The following is a 22344-nucleotide window of genomic DNA, read 5'->3' as shown; positions in this document are numbered from 1 at the left end:
TTATATACGAGTAATACGGGCACCAATCTTGTTAAGACGCAAGTCTATATTCTGATACCCTCTGTCAATCTGGTCGATATTGTTTATACGGCTGGTTCCTTCAGCGCTCATTGCCGCAATCAGAAGTGCAATTCCGGCACGGATGTCAGGAGAAACCATTGTTGATGCTCTAAGTTTGAACCTGTTTCCCAAACCGATAACTGTTGCTCTATGCGGGTCGCACAAAATAATCTGGGCGCCCATGTCAATAAGTTTGTCCACAAAGAACAATCTGCTCTCGAACATTTTCTGATGAATAAGAACACTGCCGACAGCCTGAGTTGCAACAACTAGAAAGACACTGAGCAAGTCCGGAGTCAATCCCGGCCACGGAGCATCTGCAATTGTCATAATTGAGCCATCTATGAATGTATCAATTTCATAAGAATCGTGAGTCGGTATATGAATATCATCTCCACGCTGCTCAACAGTTATGCCCAATCTCCTGAATGCTTCAGGAATAATTCCAAGCTTATCATATCCTGTGTTCTTAATAAGAATATCAGAACCGGTCATAGCTGCCATACCGATAAAACTGCCGACTTCAATCATATCCGGCAATATTGTATGTTCAGTGCCATGCAACGATTTCACACCTTCAATAGTCAACAGATTTGAGCCGACACCAGAAATTTGCGCGCCCATTTTGTTGAGCATCGACGACAACTGCTGCAGATAAGGCTCGCATGCCGCATTATAAATTGTAGTTTTACCTTCAGCCAGAACTGCAGCCATAAGGATGTTTGCAGTTCCCGTAACAGACGCCTCATCCAAAAGCATATAAGCTCCCTTCAGTTTGTCTGCCTTTATTTCATATACCTGTCGAGTCGCATCATAATTGAAATCTGCGCCCAAACGCTGAATGCCAACGAAGTGGGTATCCAGTCTTCGGCGACCAATCTTGTCTCCACCCGGTTTCGGAATAAGAGCTTTTCCAAAACGGGCAACCAACGGACCAACAATCATAACGGAACCTCTCAATGAACCACTCTTTCTCAAAAAGTCTTCAGTGTTCAGATAATCCAAATCTACATCATCTGCCTGAAAAGAATATGAGTCAATTCCAAGACGTTCCACTTTTACACGCATATCGCGCAAAAGCTGTATCAGATTATTTACGTCCAATATATCCGGGACATTATGTATAATTACCTTCTCAGCAGTAAGTAAAACGGCACAAATCACCTCCAATGCCTCATTTTTGGCACCCTGAGGTACAATCTCACCATTCAGCTTACAGTTTCCTTCGATAATAAATGAACTCATCTGGTCTTACGTGTAAAATTCTTCTTGTTATTATTGTTTCTGGCAAGCAATTCTTTACTTTCCAAAAGTTTATGAACTTCCTCATCCAAAATGATTTTTCCGTCTGAAAGTTCATCCAAATCTTTGAATATTTTTTTATCGTCAACAGTTTCCTTATTCCATGTAAGGAAAGATTTCTTCATCTGAGTAGCGAGCAACTTGATAAGCTGGTCTTTTTCATTTCCTTCTTCAAATTCAGTTGCTTTCTTAATCATTAATTCCAAAGTCTTTCCGTAGTGACGATAACGGATTCGAGAATTATTGTAAGGGATTCGTGGAGGGCGTGTATATAAGTCCTCTTTCTTTACAATCTCATACGGGTAATCTATATCCAACTTAAAGTCGGACATTATAGCCAAATGATCCCAAAGGATATGTTTGAAGTCATTCACATCACGAAGATGAGGAAACATATTACCCATAACATTTATGATGGTGTTGGCACAGCGCTTACGCTCTTCACGGTCTTCTATCGTTACGCAATAATCTACCATATTCTGGATGTTACGACCATATTCCGGCAACACCAATCTTTTCTGTTCTGTATTATATTTCATCAGTTTTATTCATTTTTCAATTTGCAAATATAGTGAAAGGCGAGTGCAGAACAAAATAAATAACTTGTTTTTGATTTTGTTAAGCCAAGCCGCATCCTATATTATCTAAATATAGCGAAAGGCGAGTGCAGAACAAAATAAAAAGCTTGTTTTTGATTTTGTTATAAAGAAGTGTATTTTACATTAAGAAACTGTTAATCATATTTAAACCTATCCCATCCCAATCAGCGCAACGTCTTGAAATGTAAAATATAAAAACTAATCGACAGAGCCAGCAGCATAAGCAGTGCCTTCAGCCAAATATAATCCACAAGATAATAAGCAGCGTATAAAATTGTAATCCAAACCAACGACACCGATATAAATTTAACTCTCAACGGAATAGCCTTATGCTCTCTGAAATTCATTATATACGGACCTAATTGCGGATGGGAAATCAACTTTCCGTATAAACGTGGAGAACTTCTGAACAGCAAAGCAGCAGACAATAACAGAAAAGGAGTTGTAGGCAATAATGGTACAAATATTCCTACAACTCCCAATATACAAAATAATACTCCAAATATTACTAATATATATCTAACCATTGTACTCATGATGCAAACTTACACAAAAATATGTTTGCACAGAACACAACTATCAGTTATTCATTGAATCAATCACTTCTTTGTTTATTTTGCGTACTGCATCTTCATTTATCTTAATCACTTTTCGGTCGTAAGTCATCAGACCATTTACCTCACCTTCAACATCAGTTGTCTGAGTATATACTGCAGCAGAGAAACCTTTCTTAACCAAAGTCTTCAACTCCTTGGCATATTTCACATATTCGGCAGTCACCTCATCGCTGCTCTTGAACTGGATATAACCCCAGTTACGGTTGTTCCACCACAAATGACCATCCAAAGCAAGACCGATACCGCCATATTCGCCCAAAACATTCACGCGCATAGGATCAGCCAAGTACATTTCCGGACCAGGATAGTTATGCAAATCCAAGATATCACCACAAGCTCGGTGGTTACCGCCACTGGCAGGGTTTACCAAACGTGAAGGATCATAAGCTTCAGTCCATGCAACAACCTTTTCAGTATCAAATTGTCCCCATGCTTCATTAAACGGAACCCAAACAACAACAGAAGGATTTGACATACACAAGTTCATTATTTCTTTCCATTCTGTATAGAAATTTGAAATTGATTCCTGAGTTCTGTTCTTATCTGTTCCTGCATTATATTCACGTGGTCCCCACTGGTTTCCCATATCACCGCTTGGCATATCCTGCCATACAAGAATACCTTCACGGTCGCAATGATAATACCAGCGAGCAGGCTCAACTTTCACATGCTTACGGATCATATTGAATCCCCAATCCTTAGTTTTCTTGATATCATAAAGCAATGCTTCGTCAGTTGGAGCTGTGTAAAGTCCGTCCGGCCACCATCCCTGGTCAAGTGGACCATACTGGAACAAAGGTTTATTGTTCAAGCACATTCTGTAGATTCCGGCAGCATCTTTCTGAACAGAAATCTTACGGAATGCTGTATATGATTTCACTTCATCTTTCTGTTTACCAAGAAGTGTTACTTTCATATCATAAAGATACGGATTCTCAGGTGACCACAATTCTGCATCTTTAACCTGCAGACGCATTTCCTGTCCCTGAACACCCTGAGCTGTAGCAACTACTTTATTATTCTTGTCTGAAATCTTAACTTCAACAATATCTGTTACTGAAGACTCAGATGTAGAAACAGTAACACCAACAACTGAATTATCCACATCCGGAATTGCCTTAATCGCAGTTATATGATTTGAAGCAACTGGTTCCAACCAAACAGTCTGCCAGATTCCTGTAACCGGAGTGTACCAAATACCTTCAGGCTTTGCCACCTGTTTTCCGCGAGGCTGAAATCCTGCATCACTTGGATCCCAAACTCTCACTGTCAATTTCTGACCTTTCTGACCTTTAAGATATGGAGTTATATCAAAAGAGAATGGAGTATATCCTCCTTTATGCGAACCAATAAGAATATCGTTGACAAACACATCGGCTTTCCAATCCACAGCTCCGAAATTCAGAATTATATTCTTGTTCTTCCATGAAGAAGGAATATCAAATGTTCTTTTATACCATAATTCGTTATCTGCTCCAACTATTTTCTGCACACCGGAAAGAGATGATTCCACAGCAAAAGGAACCAGGATATTTCCATCATAAGCAGTTGGTTCAACACCGCCTTTAGCTCTGATTGCATATTCCCACTCTCCATTCAGATTGGACCATTCTCCACGTACCATCTGCGGACGAGGATATTCCGGTAATACTTGTTTTGGATTTACAGTTTCAGACCATTCTGTCTTGATTTTGTCGCCGGCGGGTTGCCATTGTGCCTGAGAAGCAAAAGCACACAATAATGCTCCGCATAATAATAGAATTCTTTTCATGATATTATAATTTGAGGTTTTATGTTATACAAAAGTAACAAAAAACATAAATGTGAAAACAAATACATCTAAACTAATTTTATTTTTCACCGATATAACCAATGATAAAAATACATCCGAACCCACCTCAACGTGGGGCCGTATATAATTCAAAATATATACGGCCCCACGAACTGCTAGGACTATATATATTTCAACACATATCAGAAAGGATATCCAACAGCAAAATGCCAGGCAAAATCTCTTTTTAAATTAGGATTGATAATAGCCCAGCGTCCTTTTCCAGTAAGCTGAGGGTTGTAGGCTTTCATACCTGTATCAAAACGAAGTAGGAAGAAATCAAAGTCAACGCGCAATCCCAGTCCGTAAGCCACAGCTATTTCCTTATAAAAACGGGAGAAGTCAAAATTAGCACCAACATGATAGCCATCATCATGGAACTTCCAAATGTTACCGGCATCAACATATGCTGCCATTTCAAATTTCCAGAAAAGCTTTGTTCTATATTCCAAATTAACATCGAGACGCATATCTCCTACTTGGTCGGCAAACGAAGCTGCCTGTTTCAGACTCATACTTCCGGGACCAAGAGTTCGAACTGACCAACCTCGCACACTGTTTGCTCCTCCGGAAAAATAACTACGTTCGAATGGCAGCATCTTTGTATTTCCATAAGGATATCCAACTCCCACACCAACATGGAAAGCTACTTTATTTCGGGCATCAAGAACAAAACTCTTGCTAAAATCCAAATCCACCTTTGTAAATTGGCTATATGGTGTGCCGAAACACTCATACAAACCATCTGCATTTTTGGATGCGCCAGACAACTTTGACACGGCATAAAGTAAGTTACCCGCCATTTCAAATGACACACGCAATGAATGTGTATCTTTCAATCTGTTCTGAGGATTATAATTACTGAAAGAGTAAGTATAACCTGTTCCCATCACAAACTGGTCAGTAAAATTATACAGTCTGGTAGATTCCGGAAGTTCATTTTTGAAATCACTGTCTATTTTAGGAAGAGACACATAATCTATATCCAGAAGTTTGAATACATGACGCGCCAGTGTGTTACGTCTGTCCTGCCATATATAACTCCATCCTCCGGAAAGAATTGCACGCTGATATTCCGGTCTGGTCTGAAAACTATAGCTCAACTTAAATTCTGTTGTAGCACGCAAGCGTCTTTTTACTTTCTCGCTTATAAACGGGAACACAAAGCTAGGGAATGTCAATCCTGTTTCGGCACTCATCTCCCAATAACTTCCTATACTGTTGTCAGATGAACCCAAAGATTCATATGCTCCTCTGATTTTTGCCGAGAAAGTTTCTGAACCTTTGAATATATTACGATGCTGATAATTCACACTTGAAGCAAATCCCAAATCTCCGGCAGAGTTCGTTCCTTCAAGGTCAACACCAAAGCTCTGTGTCTTTGCCGGAGTTGTAAGAATCATACAGTCCAGTTTCATAGTGTCATTCTGCTCAACCTCATTAAAACGGACATTAATATTCTTCAATGCACGCAAACGTGAAAAAGCAGAGTAAGTCTGTTCCACCAGATTCTCATTATACAATCGTCCGGGCTGAATATACACACTACGGCGTAACACAGACGGACGCACGGAATGATTCCTGTTTCCATATATTATATTCACCCCGTTATACAAAACTGTATCTGAATTGGCAAATAATGAATCAAGATCGACCAGCGACAACGGATCGTAATCTGTCAGCACTTTTACTTCCCTGACATAATACTGCTTATGCTGAGTGTCTTCAACCTTTCCATCCTGACGGACATGACGATACGGTTTCAACAACATTTCCAAATCTACAATATCCTTATTGTAAGAGCTGTCAGCCAAATATGCCAGATTATCTCTATTAAAAGCGTAATAACCGTGACGGCGCAAAAGTGAAGTTATTCGCTGACGTTCTTGGTCCAACATATCACGGTCGAAAAGGCAGCTGTCTTTTATCAATGATATATATTCATCCTGCTGTGAACGGAAAGCTTCAACCAACTTTGGACGTTTCGGAGCTTCCAACCTTGCAATACTGTCAATCTTCGTATCATTTAGGTTCATCCTGTAATTGACAATTCGATATGGCTCATTGCTTTTCACAAAATAAGTAACAACCGCCTTCTTTCTGCGTGATGTATCAATCTCGGATGTCACCTTGGCATGGGCAAAACCTTTATTCACGAGGAAACGCTCCAGTTCGTCAACGGACTGTTCCACAAGCGTTGTATCAAGTATTACAGGCGGCTCGCCCATTCTGCGGAGCTGCTTGTTCACCCAGTTTTTTTCGTTCTTGCCGGACCAGCTATACAGATACAACTGCCATTTCATCAAGCCAAACACCTTGAAGTTTGCCTGCTGCCTGACATAGTCCTTCAAATCAGAAGCCTTATAGTGTTTGTTATCTGATACGATTTTGACTTCATCCAGCAAATATTCATTATCACCCACGAATTTTGTAGGATGACACGAAGCCAGACAAAGCAAACAAATCAATAATATTTTACTATAAAGCAACAGATTTTTCATATCATCAATAAAGCTACAAATTTACTGGATTTCCAATAAATTCCCGTATTTTTGTCTCATAAATAAAGTTTTCAGATTTTGCAAGCTTGTGGCACAGTCAACGAGAAGTCAAGAGGACAATTCGGCAAAAGCTTTATGACGATTATATTCCTTGTCAACTTGTATCTGTAGCCTTGTCAACTTAAAAAAGATAACGATGATTAGCAAAAACAAAATAAAACAAATCAAAGCTCTGGAATTGAAAAAATTCCGTAACGAAGAAAAACTGTTCGTAACAGAAGGCAACAAACTTGTAGCCGACATGCTTCCGGCTTTTGAGTGTAAATTTCTTATTGCAAAACCTTGCTGGATGGCAAACCAAGGAGATATAAATGCGGCAGAGCTTGCTGTTGCCGAAAACGATGATATACGCAAGGTGAGTTTTCTTAAGAATCCTCAGGATGTTCTTGCCGTATTCAAACAACCGGAGTGGGATTTGAATGAGGTCGATGCTTCACGCAGCCTTGTTCTGGCACTGGACGGCATTCAGGACCCGGGAAATCTGGGTACGATTATCAGACTTGCTGACTGGTTCGGCATCGAGCATATTGTATGCAGCACCGACACTGCCGATGTATTCAACCCTAAAACAGTTCAGGCAACGATGGGCGCACTGGCTCATGTAAAAGTTCATTATACAGATTTGAAAACCTTCATCCTGACTCAGAAAGAAAACAATATTCCGCTTTACGGAACTTTCCTCGACGGAGAAAATATGTACCAGAAAGAGCTGACAGCTCACGGCATAATTGTTATGGGAAATGAAGGAAACGGAATCAGCGATGAAATAAAACAGACTATAGACAACAGACTCTTTATTCCGAGCTTTCCGCCGGAACGTGAAACTGCCGAATCTCTGAACGTAGCAATTGCAACATCAGTGATTTGCGCTGAGTTCCGCAGACGTGCACTTATGAATATCCAGTAAAAGCAAACGGATTGGCTTTCCTTCAAGCGGAAGTTGCAAATCCAAATATGATGAAAGAAGAGAAGAAAAACTTTCCCAATCCGGATTTTTCTTCTCTTCTTTTATTTTCAACAGAATCTTATTTATTTCTGAAATATCAAAATCAGCAGGAAGCGGCAACAAAATTCCGTCATAAAATTCTGTTCCTGCTATTTCTTCTTCAAGAGGAAACACTCCGTTCAGGATGTTACTGCCGGACGACAATTCAACATAATGCAAACGAAGCATTCTGTGATAGAACACGAAATGTGAAGCGAATCTTTTCATTGAACAACCTGTTTAGGCAATTTGTCTGCAGCTTTCGGAGTCTGCGAACCATAATTATATCTGAAAAGGCTAATACTGTCCAAATATACCTTGTAATAATCCATATCAGCGTTGTCAAGTCTGATAGAACCATAAACCCTCTTGATTCGGCGGGTTGCTACACTTTTCAGTACTGTCTTATGGAAACCATCTTTATTTATACGGTCGGTAACAGTAACCGATGTATCTCCCTGCTCGACAGTAATACGTATTTCCGGACGGCTTTTCATATGCTTGTCCAATCCCCAGACATTCATACCCAGAACAAAAATACTGCCGGACGGGAATTGCTCGGATGGACGTATATCAAACGTAGTTCCGTTGAACAAAGCATTTGCCGAAAACCTGAAATATGAACGGCGTGGCCAAATATCTACAGAATCTTTCTTGGAACTGCCGGAAATCGGGTCTGCCGGAATATCACCCATTTCATCTGCACGCTTATCCAAATCATCAATCATGCGGTTAAAGACGCCCATATAAATATCCATATTGCGTCCGTACCACATTATCGAACTGTCATATTCCGCCTGGGTAATATTGTATTTACGGAAAACAGACTCATACAAAGCCTGTTTCATTGTATCAGACTTATATGTATCATAGTCCATTCCAATCATCGCCTCAGCCAGATACATATCTGTCATAACTTTCTGCATGTCTTTCTCAGAAAGAATACCTGACGGAACTCTGCTGCACGATACATGCATTACAGACATCAACAACGGAATACAATATTTCAGCCACACCTTAGGCATAATCACTTTTCTTCGTTAGACAAACTCTTTGACAACGTGTGACGGTAGAACAGAAGTAGAGAAAAAACACCGACACAAATAGCCGAATCAGCCAAATTGAATATTGGTCTGAAGAAAATAAATTCCTGACCTCCCCATATCGGAAGCCAATCCGGAAACGTTGTTTCAATCAGAGGAAAATAGAACATATCGACAACCTTGCCGTGAAGCCACGACGCATAACCGCCTTCCGCAGGCATAAATGTTGCCACTTGTCCATAACTATGGTTAAATATAACTCCATAAAATATAGAGTCTATTATATTACCCATCGCTCCGGCAAGAACCATTGAAACGCAAGCTATAAAACCAAACTTATAGTTAGCTTTCACCAGTTTATACAGATAATAACCGATAAAACCAACTGCCACTATACGAAACAATGTAAGAAAAAGTTTGCCAATAACTTCTATTCCAAATGCCATTCCCGGATTTTCTGTGAAATACAGATAGAACCATGGAGTAATCTCTATACTTTCATGTAGTTGGAAATGGGTTTTAATCCAGATTTTCAATACCTGGTCTAAAAGAAGGAGCAGTATTACAATCAACACTGCTCCCCAACCTTTTGATATCTTCATTTATTTTACGCCTCCTTGTTTTGCTTCAATACTTAATGTTGCATGAGGCACGGCACGTAATCTTTCTTTCGGAATAAGCTTTCCGGTTTCACGACAAATACCGTATGTTTTGTTTTCGATTCTGACCAAAGCAGCCTGCAAGTTCTGAATAAACTTCATCTGGCGCTGAGCCAAACGGCCTGCTTCTTCCTTTGACAATGTTGCAGCACCTTCTTCCAATACCTTGAATGTTGGAGATGTATCTGCTATATCATTACCGTCGGAATTGGTTACACCGCCTCTCAACAATTCATAATCTCTCTTTGCAACTTCTAATTTCTCTAATATAATTGCACGAAACTCCTCAAGTTCCGCATCAGAGTATCTTGTTTTTTCTGACATGGTATTTATTTATTTTAGGTTGAACAATAAAATCAAAAGAAAGGTTTCTGAAAATATATAATATCCATAAGCCTTTCTTTATTTACTTGCAAAGATAATATAATTATTGTATTTACAACTTTTAGAAGTGAAAATTCCCAATTTAGGCAAAAAAAATCCGAATACCGATTTTTATACGGTATTCGGATTGTATATAAAGTTGACTCTTCAACTAATTGTTATGCTTTTTCAACCTTAACAAGAAGTTTGAAATCTTCGAAATCCAATTCCACTGCATCGCTTACTGCTTCATCTGCAATTTCAATAGACGCTGCCAATACCTGATTTGAGATGTATTCTTTATATTCAGCTACTGCTGCATCCATTGCTTCGTTTGAAAGGATTGTGATATTAACCTTGTCTGTAATATCAAAGCCACTGCTCTTACGGATATTCTGAACACGGTTAACCAATTCACGAGCCAAACCTTCTTTGCGAAGTTCTTCTGTAACTGTAATATCCAAAGCTACAGTCAAACGGCCTTCGTTAGCAACCAACCAGCCCGGAATATCTTCAGAGATGATTTCAACATCAGCACGTTCAATTACAGCTTCCTGTCCTTCAACGTTCAATGTGAATGTTCCAGCCTTTTCAAATGCGTTGATATCATCCTGGCTCATCTGCTGGATTGCAGCAGCCAAGGCTTTCATAATCTTACCATAACGCGGACCGAGTTTCTTGAAGTCCGGTTTGATTTTCTTGACAAGGATTCCGGCTGTGTTGTCAACGAATTTCATTTCCTTGACGTTAACCTCGTTAAGAATCAAAGCCTTCACAGCGTCGATGCTTTCCTGCTGGTGAGCGTCCAATACAGGAACCATCAAAGTCTGAAGCGGCTGGCGAACCTTGATATTAACCTTACGACGCAAAGCCAAAACCATTGAAGAAATGCTCTGTGCCATCTGCATGCGTTCTTCCAGGTCTTTGTCTATCAACTCTTCGTTGCAAACCGGGAAGTCTGCCAAGTGAACAGACTCTGCAGTTTCACGTCCTGTTACAGAAACCAAGTCGCGATACAACTGGTCTGCATAGAAAGGAGCGATTGGAGCCATCAACTTAGATACAGTTTCCAAGCAAGTATATAATGTCTGGTAAGCAGACAACTTATCTTCTGTCAATCCACCACCCCAGAAACGGCGACGGTTCAAGCGAACGTACCAGTTACTCAAGTTGTCGTTAACGAAATCAGAGATTGCACGACCGGCACGTGTCGGTTCGTAGCTTTCCAGATATGTGTCAACATCCTTAACCAAAGTATTCAGCAATGAAAGAATCCAGCGGTCGATTTCCGGACGCTTGTTCCATTCCACATCAGCCTGTGAATAGTCGAATCCATCAACGTTAGCATACAATGCAAAGAATGAATATGTATTATATAATGTACCGAAGAATTTACGGCGAACTTCTTCAACACCTTCAACGTCGAACTTAAGGTTATCCCATGGAGAAGCGTTTGTAATCATATACCAACGCAATGGGTCAGAACCATATTTCTCGATTGTTGCGAATGGGTCAACAGCATTGCCCAAACGTTTAGACATCTTGTTTCCGTTCTTGTCAAGAACAAGACCGTTTGAAACAACAGCTTTATAAGCTACGCTGTCGAATATCATTGTTGCAATTGCGTGCAAAGTGAAGAACCATCCACGAGTCTGGTCAACACCTTCAGCGATGAAGTCTGCCGGATAAACAGTTCTGTTGTCAAGTAATTCCTTGTTTTCGAACGGATAGTGAATCTGTGCGTATGGCATTGCACCTGAATCGAACCAAACGTCGATCAAGTCTGTTTCACGCTTCATCGGCTTGCCGCTTTCAGAAACCAAAGTGATATCATCAACATAAGGACGGTGCAAGTCAATCTTGTCATAGTTTTCCTTATTGTATTCACCCGGAACGAAGCCTTTATCCTTATAAGGATTTGATTCCATCAATCCGGCTGCAACTGCTTTTTCGATTTCGTTATACAATTCCTCAACAGAACCGATGCACTTCTCTTCCTTGCCGTCTTCAGTGCGCCAGATAGGAAGCGGAGTTCCCCAATAGCGGCTGCGGCTCAAGTTCCAGTCCTGAAGGTTTTCCAACCATTTACCGAAACGTCCTGTACCTGTGCTCTGCGGCTTCCAATTGATTGTGTTGTTAAGTTCAATCATACGTTCGCGGCAAGCAGTAGTGCGGATAAACCAGCTATCCAACGGATAATACAACACTGGTTTGTCTGTACGCCAGCAGTGAGGATAATTGTGGACATGCTTTTCGATGCGGAACACACGGTTCTGCGGCTTAAGCATCATACAGATTGAAACGTCCAATGTTTCATCCTTGTCTGTAAGTTCAGGGTCATATGCATTCTTGACGAATCTTCCCTGCCAAGCATCATAGTCAGCAGCGTTCATTGAAGAATGAACATAATCCACATCCAAATCTTCAAGTTTGTAGAACTTACCTGTCATATCAACCATAGGACGCATATTTCCGTCTTTGTCCTTAAGCATCAATGCAGGCACGCCGTTAGCTTTAGCCACCTTATTATCGTCAGCACCAAATGTTGGAGCGATATGCACAATACCTGTACCATCTTCTGTTGTAACGAAGTCGCCGGTGATAACCTTGAATGCTCCTTCTCCAGGATTTACCCAAGGAATCAGCTGCTCATATTTCATACCAGCCAACTCAGAACCTTTCCATTCGCCAACGATGCGGAAAGGAACAAGCTTGTCGCCTTCCTTATAGTCTTCAAGTTTAAGGTCGGCAGCTTTAGGATTGAAATAAGCATCCAAACGGTCCTTACCAACAACGGCAGTCATAGGAACGCCTGTATATGGATTATATGTCTGAACTGCAACGTATGTAATTTCCGGGCCAACGCAAAGAGCAGTGTTTGAAGGCAATGTCCAAGGAGTAGTTGTCCATGCAAGGAAACAAGGCTCACCGAATCCTTCCATTTCTGGTTTAGGGTCAAGAATACGGAACTGAGCTGTACAAGTTGTATCCTTAACATCACGGTAACAACCCGGTTGGTTCAACTCGTGAGTACTCAAACCTGTTCCGGCTGCCGGAGAATACGGCTGGATTGTATATCCTTTGTAAAGCAAACCTTTCTTGTAAAGTTCCTTCAAAAGATACCAAAGAGTTTCGATGTAGCGGTTATCGTATGTGATATAAGGATTTTCCAAATCCACCCAGTAACCCATCTTTTCTGTCAAGTCAGTCCATTCTTTTGTGAACTTCATGACATCCTTGCGGCAAGCCGCGTTATATTCAGCAACAGAAATCTTCTTACCGATATCTTCCTTAGTAATGCCCAAAGATTTCTCTACACCCAGCTCAACTGGCAAACCGTGAGTATCCCATCCTGCCTTACGGTTAACGTGGAAACCTTTCATCGTTTTGTAACGGCAGAAAATATCTTTAATTGAACGTGCAATCACATGGTGAATACCAGGCATACCGTTTGCTGAAGGCGGTCCTTCAAAGAATACGAATGAAGGTTTTCCTTCACGGATTTCAAGACTTTTGTGGAAAACGTCGCCGTCCTGCCACTTCTTTAGCATTTCTTTATTCACGTTCGACAAGTCGAACTTCGAATATTCGGCAAATTTCTTACTCATATCGCGATTTTATATATATTCTTTTAAGCGTCGCAAAACTACTGATTTTATTCGGAATAGACAAGAGAGAATAATATTCTGACAGATATTTCGATAAACCAAATAGTTGAAGTAAGATGTTCATGCCTCATTTTATCTGAATTTCTACCTTGAATATATCTTTTCTTTATAGAATATTAGTCTGATTCTATATTGCAAAAGAAAGAACCTTGAAACCGACAATTATTAAAACAGTTTTTCATCGCAATGAAACTTTTTTTCCACATATTATGAAAATCTTTTTTCATATATTATGAAAATTATTTTTCATCAGCATGAAAATTTATTTCCATATATTATGAAAAAAGTTTTTCACGGCATAGAATTACGATGAAAATATAATTGTGTGTATATTAACAATATACAGGAATTGTTTTTTTTAACGCAAATACTATAAAAAAAATCTCCTTACAAAAGACGGATAGTTCTTCTGTAAGGAGATTATATATGTTTCGTAAACTGCTATGAATTCAGAGACAAGGCGACAAATATCAAATCTTGTCCAAAGAAATGCCTAAAGCTTTGGCAACGCCTTTGCCATAGTTTTCATCAGCTTTCATACAGTTTCTGATGTGGCGAATCTTTATTTCTTCAGGAATATCGCCCATTGCTCTCGCCGTATTCTCGAAAAGCACTTGCTGCTGTGCAGGAGACATCAGGCGGAACAAATCGCCCGGCTGTGAATAATAATCCGAATCATCTTCCCTGAAATCCCACTGATAAGCTGCGCCGTCGAGTTCCAAAGGCGGTTCTTTATATTCTGTCTGATGCTGCCATTCACCATAACTGTTAGGTTCGTATCCGAGAGTCGAACCGTGATTTCCGTCCACTCTCATCTGTCCGTCACGATGATATATATTAAGGAAAGGACACTTGCTGCTATTTACCGGAATCTGATAATGGTTTACACCCAGACGGTAGCGCTGCGCGTCACCATAGGAGAACAATCGTCCCTGAAGCATTCTGTCCGGAGAGAAGCTTATTCCCGGAACAACATTTGCAGGATTGAATGCTGCCTGCTCAACATCTGCAAAATAGTTTTCCGGATTACGGTTGAGCTCCATAATTCCGACCTCAATCAGAGGATATTGTTTCTGCGACCATACTTTGGTAAGGTCGAAAGGATTGAACGGGCATTTTGCAGCCTCTTCTTCAGTCATAAGCTGAACGAACATTTTCCATCTTGGAAAATCGCCCTTTTCGATGCTTTCATACAAATCTCTCTGATGACTTTCGCGGTCCTTTCCTATCAGCGCTTCAGCTTCCTGGTCAGTAAGGTTTTTTATTCCCTGCATAGTGTGCAGATGGAATTTCACCCAAGTACGTTTGCCTTCTGCGTTGATAAAAGAGAATGTATGGCTTCCGTATCCGTGCATGTGTCGGTAAGAATAAGGAATACCGCGGTCGCTCATTGTTATTGTCACCTGATGCAAAGCTTCAGGAAGAAGAGTCCAGAAATCCCAGTTATTGCGTGCGCTGCGCATATTGGTGCGAGGGTCACGTTTTACGGCATGATTCAAATCCGGGAACTTAAGCGGGTCGCGAAGGAAGAACACAGGAGTGTTGTTTCCCACCAAATCCCAGTTTCCTTCTTCTGTATAGAACTTCATGGCGAAGCCACGGATGTCACGTTCGGCATCGGCTGCGCCACGTTCGCCGGCAACGGTTGAGAAACGCACGAAAACTTCTGTTTCCTTGCCGACTTTTGAGAAAATGGCAGCCTTGGTGTATGCAGTAATGTCATTTGTCACAGTAAACTTACCGAAAGCGCCAGAGCCTTTGGCATGCATACGGCGTTCCGGAATAACTTCACGGTCAAAATGAGCCAACTTTTCAAGGAACCAAACATCCTGCAATAACATCGGACCACGACGACCGGCAGTTGCCACATTGTGATTGTCTGAAACGGGTGCACCTGATGCACTTGTTAGTTTATTATTTCCCATATAACTTCATTTTAAAGGTGAAACATTTGTAAATCTATTTAATGCTAATTTATCTTCGTCTGTAAGAAATCCGGTTTTGGATTTCAATTCATAAACAGGAAAAGATTTAGGAATTGACAGAGCCTTTTTCATATTCGAAAACATACTTCCGATACGGAACTTGTAAGTAGTAAATAATAATGTACGCTCCGGCGGTATGATTCCTGCTATTTCCTTGCTGAATTCAACCCATTTTTGGTGAGGATGCTGATTGACGACAAACCATCCGCAAGTCCAGCAACCGGTAATCAGGAAATCTACTTCTTTAAGTTTATCCTTGTTGAAATCAGAAACAGCGCTTAAGCTGACACTGAAACCTTGCGACCACAGATACATTGCTATCTCACGAGCGTAAAAAGCTGTTTTCCCTTTATGACTGTAATACAAAACCGCTACTTTCATAATCTTTTTTCCAAAAGTAGGAAGAGGTGCTGCTTCATACATTATTTTAATAACTCATTTTTCCGATAACATCTATAGGTTTTAACGATAAATAGAGCAAAAGCATAGTTACCGACTGTGGTGATTTAAACAGATTACTTAAAAAACTTCAACAAATACGTTGTTTTTCAAAAAATAATAAATTACCTTTGCCCGTCGAATATAAAAACATAAGGATTAAAATGATTGATAAAATAAAAGCGCTACTCCAGGAAGTAGAAAATATAACAGCTGCAAATGCTGAAGAACTGGAAGCTTTGCGTATCAAATACCTCAGCAAAAAAGGGGAAATCTCTATGTTGATGAATGATTTCCGCAACGTACCGGCAGAACAGAAACGTGAAGTTGGTATGTTCATTAACAAACTGAAGGAAACTGCTCAGAACAAAATAAACGAATTGAAAGAGGGTTTTGAAAATGCCCAGACTTCGAACGATGAGATTGACCTGACACGCACTTCTTATCCTATCAACTTAGGAACACGTCATCCTTTGTCATTGGTTAAAAAAGAAATTTGCGATATTTTCGGTCGTTTGGGTTTCAGCATTGCTGAAGGTCCGGAAATCGAAGATGACTGGCATGTGTTCTCTTCTTTGAACTTCGCTGATGACCATCCAGCTCGTGATATGCAGGATACTTTCTTTATCCAGCATCAGCCGGATGTATTGCTTCGTACGCATACTTCATCTGTGCAGTCAAGAGTTATGGAAAAGCAGGAACCGCCTATCCGTATCATCTGTCCGGGACGAGTATACAGAAATGAAGCTATTTCATATCGCGCACACTGTTTCTTCCACCAGGTTGAAGCTTTGTATGTGGATAAGAATGTTTCTTTTGCAGATTTGAAACAGGCACTTTTGTTCTTCGCCAAAGAAATGTTTGGCGCTGAAACTAAAATCCGCCTGCGTCCATCATATTTCCCATTTACAGAACCATCTGCCGAAATGGATATTTCATGTAACCTTTGCGGTGGTAAAGGATGTGCGTTCTGTAAGCATACCGGCTGGGTTGAAATCCTGGGATGTGGTATGGTTGACCCTAATGTTCTTGAAAACTGCGGAATTGACAGCAAAGTTTATTCAGGATATGCATTAGGTATGGGTATCGAACGTATTACAAACCTTAAATATCAAGTAAAAGATTTACGTATGTTCTCAGAGAACGATATACGTTTTCTGAAACAATTTGAATCAGCCAATTAAAATTGCAACCTAAATCATTTTACCACCCCGGACCACTAACCATGGTCCGGGGAAACACACACGTAAAATGAATATGGTTGCCAGCTTGGCTTGATAAAACAGAAGAGAAACTGATAGGTTTTTTATTGCAAATAAACCTGTCAGTATTTTTTTTGTTTATTTGCGCCGTTTGTTTATCTTTGGGTAAAATAGAAAAACAAACAAAAAGACGATAATCATGCGCAAACAAGAACGATACAAAGGTATTCTTGAATGGTTTCAGGCAAATGTGCCAACAGCAGAAACCGAATTGCATTATGAAAACCCTTACCAATTGCTTGTTGCCGTAATACTTTCGGCACAATGCACCGACAAACGTGTCAACCAAGTCACCCCTGCCCTTTTCGAGGCTTTTCCCGAGCCGGAAGTTCTGGCGGAAAGCACTCCGGAAGTTGTGTTTGAATATATCAGAAGCGTTTCATATCCCAACAACAAAGCTAAGCATCTTGTAGGAATGGCAAAAATGCTTGTGGAGCAGTTCAACGGTGAAATTCCTTCGGACATAAAAGATTTGCAGAAGTTGCCCGGAGTTGGTAGAAAGACAGCAAATGTAATTGCCTCAGTAATATTTGACAAACCTGCCATGGCTGTGGATACGCATGTTTTCCGTGTTTCGAACAGACTAGGACTGACAAACAACAGCAAAACTCCGCTGGAAACGGAAAAAGAACTGGTAAAGAATATTCCCGAAGAACTTATTCCAATCGCACATCATTGGCTGATATTGCACGGACGATATATTTGTCTGGCACGAAAACCAAAGTGTGAAGAATGTGGACTGATGAAATGGTGCAAATATTTCATGAGTAAAAAAGGATGAAAGAATATGCAAAAGATATCATCATTGTTGTGCTAACCTTAATCTTAGCATGCATCTCCGTAAGCTACTTTTTCGGTTTCCTCAAAAAAGAGAAACAAACGGAGAAAGAAGATATTTTTTGCCTTATTCCTGAAGATTATACATCTATACTTTCCGTAAACAAACCGGGACAACTGCGCCACATGGTGCTGGAAAAAGAAAACGGCAATTGCATTTTCCGCAAATATATTCCGGAAGTTTTCATAAAACTGATAATGTATTATGATTTCAAGTATATGCTATTGTCGTTCCACAAAGAAGGTGTTGTCTGTTATATTCAGGCAAACAACGGGAAAAGGAAAGAAATAGAAAGAATTATTTCGGAAAGTTTCCTTCCTTTCTATGCGCCTCAGGAAGAAAAGAAATATGGAATAGATTTCAAATATTATCCAAACGAAGGAAGTTCATTTCTTGGCTGTTATCATCACAATGGTCTATGGATTGCCAGTTTCAGCAAAAAGCTTCTGAATGATGTGGCGCGCCGGCAGCTTGCCGGATATAAAGATGAGTCGGCAAATCCTATTTCAACTTCAAGGAAAGAATTCGATAATAAAGCTACTGCTAATTTTATTGTTCCGGCTAACGAATGGCATATGAAACTGGCGAAAGGCGATACTGTCATTTGGGAATATCCGTCTTCTACTATTAATATGGATATTTTCACCAGTGAAGGAAATCTGTGCTCGTTCTGCTCTTTTCCTTGCTCTGTGCCTAATGACAGCATATACACTTCGCTTGGAGATTCAATAGCCGGAAAACTAAAACTTTATTTTCCGGACATCGAGTTAACTCCTCAAACCACATCTGACAGGAAACAGATATACATTACTTTATGTACTCCGTTGTAAGTTGCAATCCGTCGTATGCAAAACTTACGTTTTCGGGCAATAGTTTTTCTTCTTCGGCATGCAATCCCATACGATGACTTATATGCGTGATGTATGCATGTTTAGGCGCAAGGTTTGATATATGCATAAGCGCAGACTCAAGACCTTGGTGAGAAATATGCCTTTCATCTTTCCTCAGAGCATTTATGACTAAGATATCCAGGTTCTGCAATTTGGAATATTCACTCTCGGGCAAAGTCTTCATATCTGTTATATATGCAAAATTTCCTATACGGAAGCCGAGAATGGGCAAACGGGCGTGCATAACTCTTATCGGGATAATTTCCAATGAGCCGATATGGAACGGAGCTTCGGATATGTTATGCAAAACGAGGTTTGGAACTCCGGGATATTTATTCTCCCTAAATACATATGGTAGACGGATTCGGATAGCCTCGCAAACATTGGCTTCGGCAAATATCGGCATATCCTTGAATCTGCAGAAAGGACGTAAATCATCCAAGCCGCCGACATGGTCGTAATGTTCATGGGTTAGCAGCACTGCATCAATCGGCTTGCTTATATATTTCTGCGCCTGGATATAAAAATCAGGACCACAATCAATCATTACGGAAGTGTTTCCTTCCTCAATCAAAACAGACGAGCGAAGGCGTTTGTCTTTTGCGTCATTGCTTTTGCACACGCAACAGTCACAAAGCAGTTCCGGCACTCCTGTCGAAGTGCCGGTTCCTAGAAATGTTATCTTCATTATACAATGTATTTAACCTCTGGCATCAGTTCTATTCCAAAACGGTCGTTTACGGCAGTGCGGATACTTTCCGCAACCAGAGCAATTTCATCGCCGGTTGCTCCACCATAATTCACCAGAACCAAAGCCTGTTTCTCATATACTCCAACTTCACCATGGCGCTTGCCTTTGAATCCGCATTGCTCGATAAGCCAGCCTGCAGGAACTTTCACTTTTCCTTCCGAAGCCGGATATGACGGTATTGTCGGATAAAGAGCTTTAAGTTTGTCGAACTGTTCGACTGGGATAACAGGATTCATAAAATAGCTCCCGGCATTGCCCAGTTCCGACGGATCAGGAAGTTTTTCCCTACGGATTGCAATAACAGCATCGCGCACTGTCTGGAGCGTTGGCTGAACATCTGAGAACTTCTCTTTCAACTGTCCGTAGTCCAAAGAGAAAGATTCTTTTTTAGATAATCTGATATTTACGTATGTTACGATATGCGGATCAAGATGCGGATTCTTGAAACGGCTGTTGCGATATGAATAATCGCAGTCGGAAACAGAGAAGCAAACCTTTTCGAATGACAGCTGATTCCATGCTTCGACTGATTCTATTACATCTTTTATCTCAACGCCATATGCTCCGATATTCTGGACAGCAGCAGCTCCGGTTTCTCCAGGAATAAGAGATAAATTCTCTATTCCGAACCATCCTTTTGAAACAGCAAAGGCAACAACATCGTCCCACAATTCGGCTGCGCCGACACGAATAACCACATGATCGTCATCTTCACTCACAACATTTATTCCTTTTATTGCCGAATGAAGAATTATACCATTATAGTCGTTAATGAAAAGCAGATTGCTTCCACTTCCTATATGTGTAGAAAGACATTCCTGAAAATATTCGTCATGCAGAATCTTTTCCAGTTCTTCTTCTGTTTCATACTCCATAAACCAACGAGTCTTTACAGGAAGATGGAAAGTGTTATGTTGTTCCAATGAGTAGTTCTGTTCTATTCTCATAATATTCTTGTTATAGTATATTTTCTGCTACTTCATTTAACTACTTCTGATATTTCTCCGCTAACTGAATTCATTATAAAGCCACGGACAACGATATCCGAAGGAATCAGCGGATGGTGCTGAACCAAATCTACAGATTCTTTCACCGCACTTTCAGTGTCGTCGAAACCGCTAAGCCATGATTCAAAGTCTATTCCGCAATAGCGCATCATTTCTATATGGTCTTCAGAAATGCCACGTTCTTTCATATGCTTTATCATCATATTGCTGTCCATATGCTGAACGCCGCAATCCGTATGGCCAATAATCATAACTTCTTCGACCCCCAACTCATATATTGCTACCAAAAGGCTTCTGATTACACTGTCGAATGGCTGTGAGATAACACCTCCGGCATTCTTTATAATTTTCACATCACCGTTGCGAAGTCCAAGAGCTGCTGGCAGAAGCTCTGTCAGACGAGTGTCCATACATGCAACTATTGCTATTTTCTTGTCAGGATACTTGTTAGTGATATATTTCTCATATCCTTTATTAGCTACAAACTCTTTATTGTACTTAAGCAAATCTTCTATCATAATCGCAAATTTTCCGCAAACTTACAAAAAAAGAGGTATTGCTTAACTTAAAAGGCTTTCTTATCTTTGCAAAAATTTTATAAAGCAATGATACAATCAATGACTGGGTTCGGCAAGGTTACAGCCGAACTGCCTTCGAGAAAAGTAACCGTTGAGATCAAGGCTTTGAACAGCAAACAGCTGGATTTGTCAACTCGTATTCCTGCTATCTACAGAGAGAAGGAAATGGCTGTCAGAAGCCTTTTGATGCAAGCTCTGGAAAGAGGAAAAGTTGAGTTTAGCATATATATCGAATCAATTGGAAAAGATTCTTCTGCTCAGATAAACCAGGAAGCAGTTGCAGGATATTATGCCCAATTGAAAGAGATTTCTGAAAAACTTGGAATAGAAAAACCTAGCAGCTGGGCTGAAATGCAACAGGTTTTGCGTTTCCCTGACGTAATCCGTACTGAAGTCGTTGAAGCCGACGAAGCAGAATGGAGCGTTGTGGAAAATGCCGTAAACCAAGCTATAAAGCAATTACAGGAGTTCCGAATTCAAGAAGGTGCTATGTTGCAAAAACTGTTTGGTCAGAAGATAGAAAACATTGCGCAATTGCTTAAAGATGTTGAGCCTTACGAAAATGAACGTATAAGCAAGATCAAGGCTCGCATATGTGACAACTTGGAAAAGGTGGCGGCTCAAGACTACGACAAAAACCGCTTTGAGCAGGAGATGATTTACTACATCGAAAAACTCGACGTGAGCGAAGAGAAGAGTCGCCTGGATAACCACCTTAAATATTTCCTTGAAACTATGAACAATGGTCATGGACAAGGTAAGAAGCTTGGCTTCATCGCTCAGGAAATGGGACGTGAAATCAACACTTTGGGTTCAAAAAGCAATCATGCGGAAATGCAGAAAATCGTAGTTCGCATGAAAGACGAGCTTGAGCAGATTAAGGAACAAGTATTAAACGTATTATAAT

The 22344-nt window shown here is 40.4% G+C and carries 20 protein-coding genes; 5 read left to right on the top strand and 15 right to left on the bottom strand.

The window, feature by feature from the left end; all coding sequences use genetic code 11:
- The 5 genes from murA to tamL form a co-directional block, all read right to left on the bottom strand.
- On the bottom strand, positions 1-1305 hold the full coding sequence (gene murA / locus ACYIAR_RS13650) for a UDP-N-acetylglucosamine 1-carboxyvinyltransferase (RefSeq protein ID WP_480330271.1): 1305 nt from the start codon (positions 1303-1305) through the stop codon (positions 1-3).
- The gene (locus tag ACYIAR_RS13645) at positions 1302-1901 is read right to left on the bottom strand and encodes a DUF4290 domain-containing protein (RefSeq protein WP_480330269.1); all 600 of its coding nucleotides are present in this window, start codon (positions 1899-1901) and stop codon (positions 1302-1304) included. The genes murA and ACYIAR_RS13645 overlap by 4 nt, the downstream gene beginning before the upstream one ends.
- Positions 1902-2125: 224 nt before the next feature.
- Positions 2126-2488, bottom strand: a complete 363-nt coding sequence (locus tag ACYIAR_RS13640) for a YbaN family protein (RefSeq protein WP_480330267.1) — start codon at positions 2486-2488, stop codon at positions 2126-2128.
- Between the two features lie 52 nt (positions 2489-2540).
- Positions 2541-4349, bottom strand: coding sequence for a glycoside hydrolase family 2 protein (locus tag ACYIAR_RS13635; protein ID WP_480330265.1), 1809 nt, complete (start codon positions 4347-4349; stop codon positions 2541-2543).
- Between the two features lie 203 nt (positions 4350-4552).
- Positions 4553-6910, bottom strand: a complete 2358-nt coding sequence (tamL, locus tag ACYIAR_RS13630; RefSeq protein WP_480330263.1) for a translocation and assembly module lipoprotein TamL — start codon at positions 6908-6910, stop codon at positions 4553-4555.
- A 196-nt stretch (positions 6911-7106) separates the two neighbouring features.
- On the opposite strand from tamL, the gene ACYIAR_RS13625 reads away from it, so the two are divergent.
- A complete protein-coding gene (locus ACYIAR_RS13625) occupies positions 7107-7877 on the top strand; it encodes a TrmH family RNA methyltransferase (protein ID WP_480330261.1) in 771 nt (256 codons plus the stop codon).
- Here the strand turns inward: ACYIAR_RS13625 and ACYIAR_RS13620 are convergent.
- The 7 genes from ACYIAR_RS13620 to ACYIAR_RS13590 all read right to left on the bottom strand — a co-directional run bounded on the left by ACYIAR_RS13620 (position 7827) and on the right by ACYIAR_RS13590 (position 16054).
- Positions 7827-8183 carry a hypothetical protein gene (locus tag ACYIAR_RS13620; protein ID WP_480330259.1) on the bottom strand — a complete coding sequence of 119 codons (357 nt, stop codon included), beginning with the start codon at positions 8181-8183 and terminating at the stop codon, positions 7827-7829. The two genes, ACYIAR_RS13625 and ACYIAR_RS13620, sit on opposite strands and share 51 nt — an antisense overlap.
- A complete protein-coding gene (locus ACYIAR_RS13615; protein ID WP_480330257.1) occupies positions 8180-8980 on the bottom strand; it encodes a DUF4296 domain-containing protein in 801 nt (266 codons plus the stop codon). Before ACYIAR_RS13615 ends, ACYIAR_RS13620 begins: the two co-directional genes overlap by 4 nt.
- A 2-nt stretch (positions 8981-8982) precedes the next feature.
- The gene (locus tag ACYIAR_RS13610) at positions 8983-9600 is read right to left on the bottom strand and encodes a lipoprotein signal peptidase (RefSeq protein WP_480330255.1); all 618 of its coding nucleotides are present in this window, start codon (positions 9598-9600) and stop codon (positions 8983-8985) included.
- On the bottom strand, positions 9601-9981 hold the full coding sequence (locus ACYIAR_RS13605; RefSeq protein ID WP_480330253.1) for a TraR/DksA family transcriptional regulator: 381 nt from the start codon (positions 9979-9981) through the stop codon (positions 9601-9603). It abuts the gene before it with no gap.
- Between the two features lie 218 nt (positions 9982-10199).
- Positions 10200-13628 (bottom strand): isoleucine--tRNA ligase, encoded by a 3429-nt coding sequence (gene ileS, locus ACYIAR_RS13600; RefSeq protein ID WP_480330251.1) that lies wholly within the window; start codon positions 13626-13628, stop codon positions 10200-10202.
- A 530-nt stretch (positions 13629-14158) separates the two neighbouring features.
- Complete coding sequence (locus ACYIAR_RS13595) at positions 14159-15613, bottom strand: catalase (RefSeq protein ID WP_480330249.1); 1455 nt, start codon at positions 15611-15613, stop codon at positions 14159-14161.
- A 6-nt stretch (positions 15614-15619) separates the two neighbouring features.
- A complete protein-coding gene (locus tag ACYIAR_RS13590; protein ID WP_480330247.1) occupies positions 15620-16054 on the bottom strand; it encodes a hypothetical protein in 435 nt (144 codons plus the stop codon).
- A gap of 221 nt (positions 16055-16275) precedes the next feature.
- Here ACYIAR_RS13590 and pheS point away from each other — a divergent pair, with 221 nt between their 5' ends.
- The 3 genes from pheS to ACYIAR_RS13575 all read left to right on the top strand — a co-directional run bounded on the left by pheS (position 16276) and on the right by ACYIAR_RS13575 (position 19041).
- Positions 16276-17295: a phenylalanine--tRNA ligase subunit alpha gene (pheS, locus tag ACYIAR_RS13585; RefSeq protein ID WP_480330245.1), complete on the top strand. Its 1020-nt coding sequence runs from the start codon at positions 16276-16278 to the stop codon at positions 17293-17295.
- Between the two features lie 217 nt (positions 17296-17512).
- Complete coding sequence (gene nth / locus ACYIAR_RS13580; protein ID WP_480330243.1) at positions 17513-18154, top strand: endonuclease III; 642 nt, start codon at positions 17513-17515, stop codon at positions 18152-18154.
- Positions 18151-19041, top strand: a complete 891-nt coding sequence (locus ACYIAR_RS13575) for a hypothetical protein (RefSeq protein ID WP_480330241.1) — start codon at positions 18151-18153, stop codon at positions 19039-19041. The genes nth and ACYIAR_RS13575 overlap by 4 nt, the downstream gene beginning before the upstream one ends.
- Here the strand turns inward: ACYIAR_RS13575 and ACYIAR_RS13570 are convergent.
- From ACYIAR_RS13570 to ACYIAR_RS13560, 3 genes are read right to left on the bottom strand one after another with little or no spacing between them, the layout of a single operon-like run.
- Positions 19019-19789, bottom strand: a complete 771-nt coding sequence (locus ACYIAR_RS13570) for an MBL fold metallo-hydrolase (RefSeq protein WP_480330239.1) — start codon at positions 19787-19789, stop codon at positions 19019-19021. The genes ACYIAR_RS13575 and ACYIAR_RS13570 overlap by 23 nt on opposite strands.
- Positions 19789-20799, bottom strand: a complete 1011-nt coding sequence (gene murB, locus ACYIAR_RS13565; RefSeq protein WP_480330237.1) for a UDP-N-acetylmuramate dehydrogenase — start codon at positions 20797-20799, stop codon at positions 19789-19791. Before murB ends, ACYIAR_RS13570 begins: the two co-directional genes overlap by 1 nt.
- 32 nt (positions 20800-20831) lie before the next feature.
- The gene (locus tag ACYIAR_RS13560; protein ID WP_480330235.1) at positions 20832-21377 is read right to left on the bottom strand and encodes a beta-class carbonic anhydrase; all 546 of its coding nucleotides are present in this window, start codon (positions 21375-21377) and stop codon (positions 20832-20834) included.
- 87 nt (positions 21378-21464) lie between these two features.
- Between ACYIAR_RS13560 and ACYIAR_RS13555 the strand changes: the two genes are divergently transcribed.
- A complete protein-coding gene (locus tag ACYIAR_RS13555; RefSeq protein ID WP_480330234.1) occupies positions 21465-22343 on the top strand; it encodes a YicC/YloC family endoribonuclease in 879 nt (292 codons plus the stop codon).
- Position 22344: the final 1 nt, after the last annotated feature.

This window comes from Parabacteroides sp. KHUB-01, assembly GCF_056640935.1.
This window is presented reverse-complemented; position numbering and strand designations above follow the sequence as displayed.

Coding starts and splice junctions, on each gene's coding strand:
- murA (WP_480330271.1), bottom strand. CDS start 1,305: ATGAGTTCATTTATTATCGAAGGAAACTGTAAGCTGAATGGTGAGATT.
- ACYIAR_RS13645 (WP_480330269.1), bottom strand. CDS start 1,901: ATGAAATATAATACAGAACAGAAAAGATTGGTGTTGCCGGAATATGGT.
- ACYIAR_RS13640 (WP_480330267.1), bottom strand. CDS start 2,488: ATGGTTAGATATATATTAGTAATATTTGGAGTATTATTTTGTATATTG.
- ACYIAR_RS13635 (WP_480330265.1), bottom strand. CDS start 4,349: ATGAAAAGAATTCTATTATTATGCGGAGCATTATTGTGTGCTTTTGCT.
- tamL (WP_480330263.1), bottom strand. CDS start 6,910: ATGAAAAATCTGTTGCTTTATAGTAAAATATTATTGATTTGTTTGCTT.
- ACYIAR_RS13625 (WP_480330261.1), top strand. CDS start 7,107: ATGATTAGCAAAAACAAAATAAAACAAATCAAAGCTCTGGAATTGAAA.
- ACYIAR_RS13620 (WP_480330259.1), bottom strand. CDS start 8,183: ATGAAAAGATTCGCTTCACATTTCGTGTTCTATCACAGAATGCTTCGT.
- ACYIAR_RS13615 (WP_480330257.1), bottom strand. CDS start 8,980: ATGCCTAAGGTGTGGCTGAAATATTGTATTCCGTTGTTGATGTCTGTA.
- ACYIAR_RS13610 (WP_480330255.1), bottom strand. CDS start 9,600: ATGAAGATATCAAAAGGTTGGGGAGCAGTGTTGATTGTAATACTGCTC.
- ACYIAR_RS13605 (WP_480330253.1), bottom strand. CDS start 9,981: ATGTCAGAAAAAACAAGATACTCTGATGCGGAACTTGAGGAGTTTCGT.
- ileS (WP_480330251.1), bottom strand. CDS start 13,628: ATGAGTAAGAAATTTGCCGAATATTCGAAGTTCGACTTGTCGAACGTG.
- ACYIAR_RS13595 (WP_480330249.1), bottom strand. CDS start 15,613: ATGGGAAATAATAAACTAACAAGTGCATCAGGTGCACCCGTTTCAGAC.
- ACYIAR_RS13590 (WP_480330247.1), bottom strand. CDS start 16,054: ATGAAAGTAGCGGTTTTGTATTACAGTCATAAAGGGAAAACAGCTTTT.
- pheS (WP_480330245.1), top strand. CDS start 16,276: ATGATTGATAAAATAAAAGCGCTACTCCAGGAAGTAGAAAATATAACA.
- nth (WP_480330243.1), top strand. CDS start 17,513: ATGCGCAAACAAGAACGATACAAAGGTATTCTTGAATGGTTTCAGGCA.
- ACYIAR_RS13575 (WP_480330241.1), top strand. CDS start 18,151: ATGAAAGAATATGCAAAAGATATCATCATTGTTGTGCTAACCTTAATC.
- ACYIAR_RS13570 (WP_480330239.1), bottom strand. CDS start 19,789: ATGAAGATAACATTTCTAGGAACCGGCACTTCGACAGGAGTGCCGGAA.
- murB (WP_480330237.1), bottom strand. CDS start 20,799: ATGAGAATAGAACAGAACTACTCATTGGAACAACATAACACTTTCCAT.
- ACYIAR_RS13560 (WP_480330235.1), bottom strand. CDS start 21,377: ATGATAGAAGATTTGCTTAAGTACAATAAAGAGTTTGTAGCTAATAAA.
- ACYIAR_RS13555 (WP_480330234.1), top strand. CDS start 21,465: ATGATACAATCAATGACTGGGTTCGGCAAGGTTACAGCCGAACTGCCT.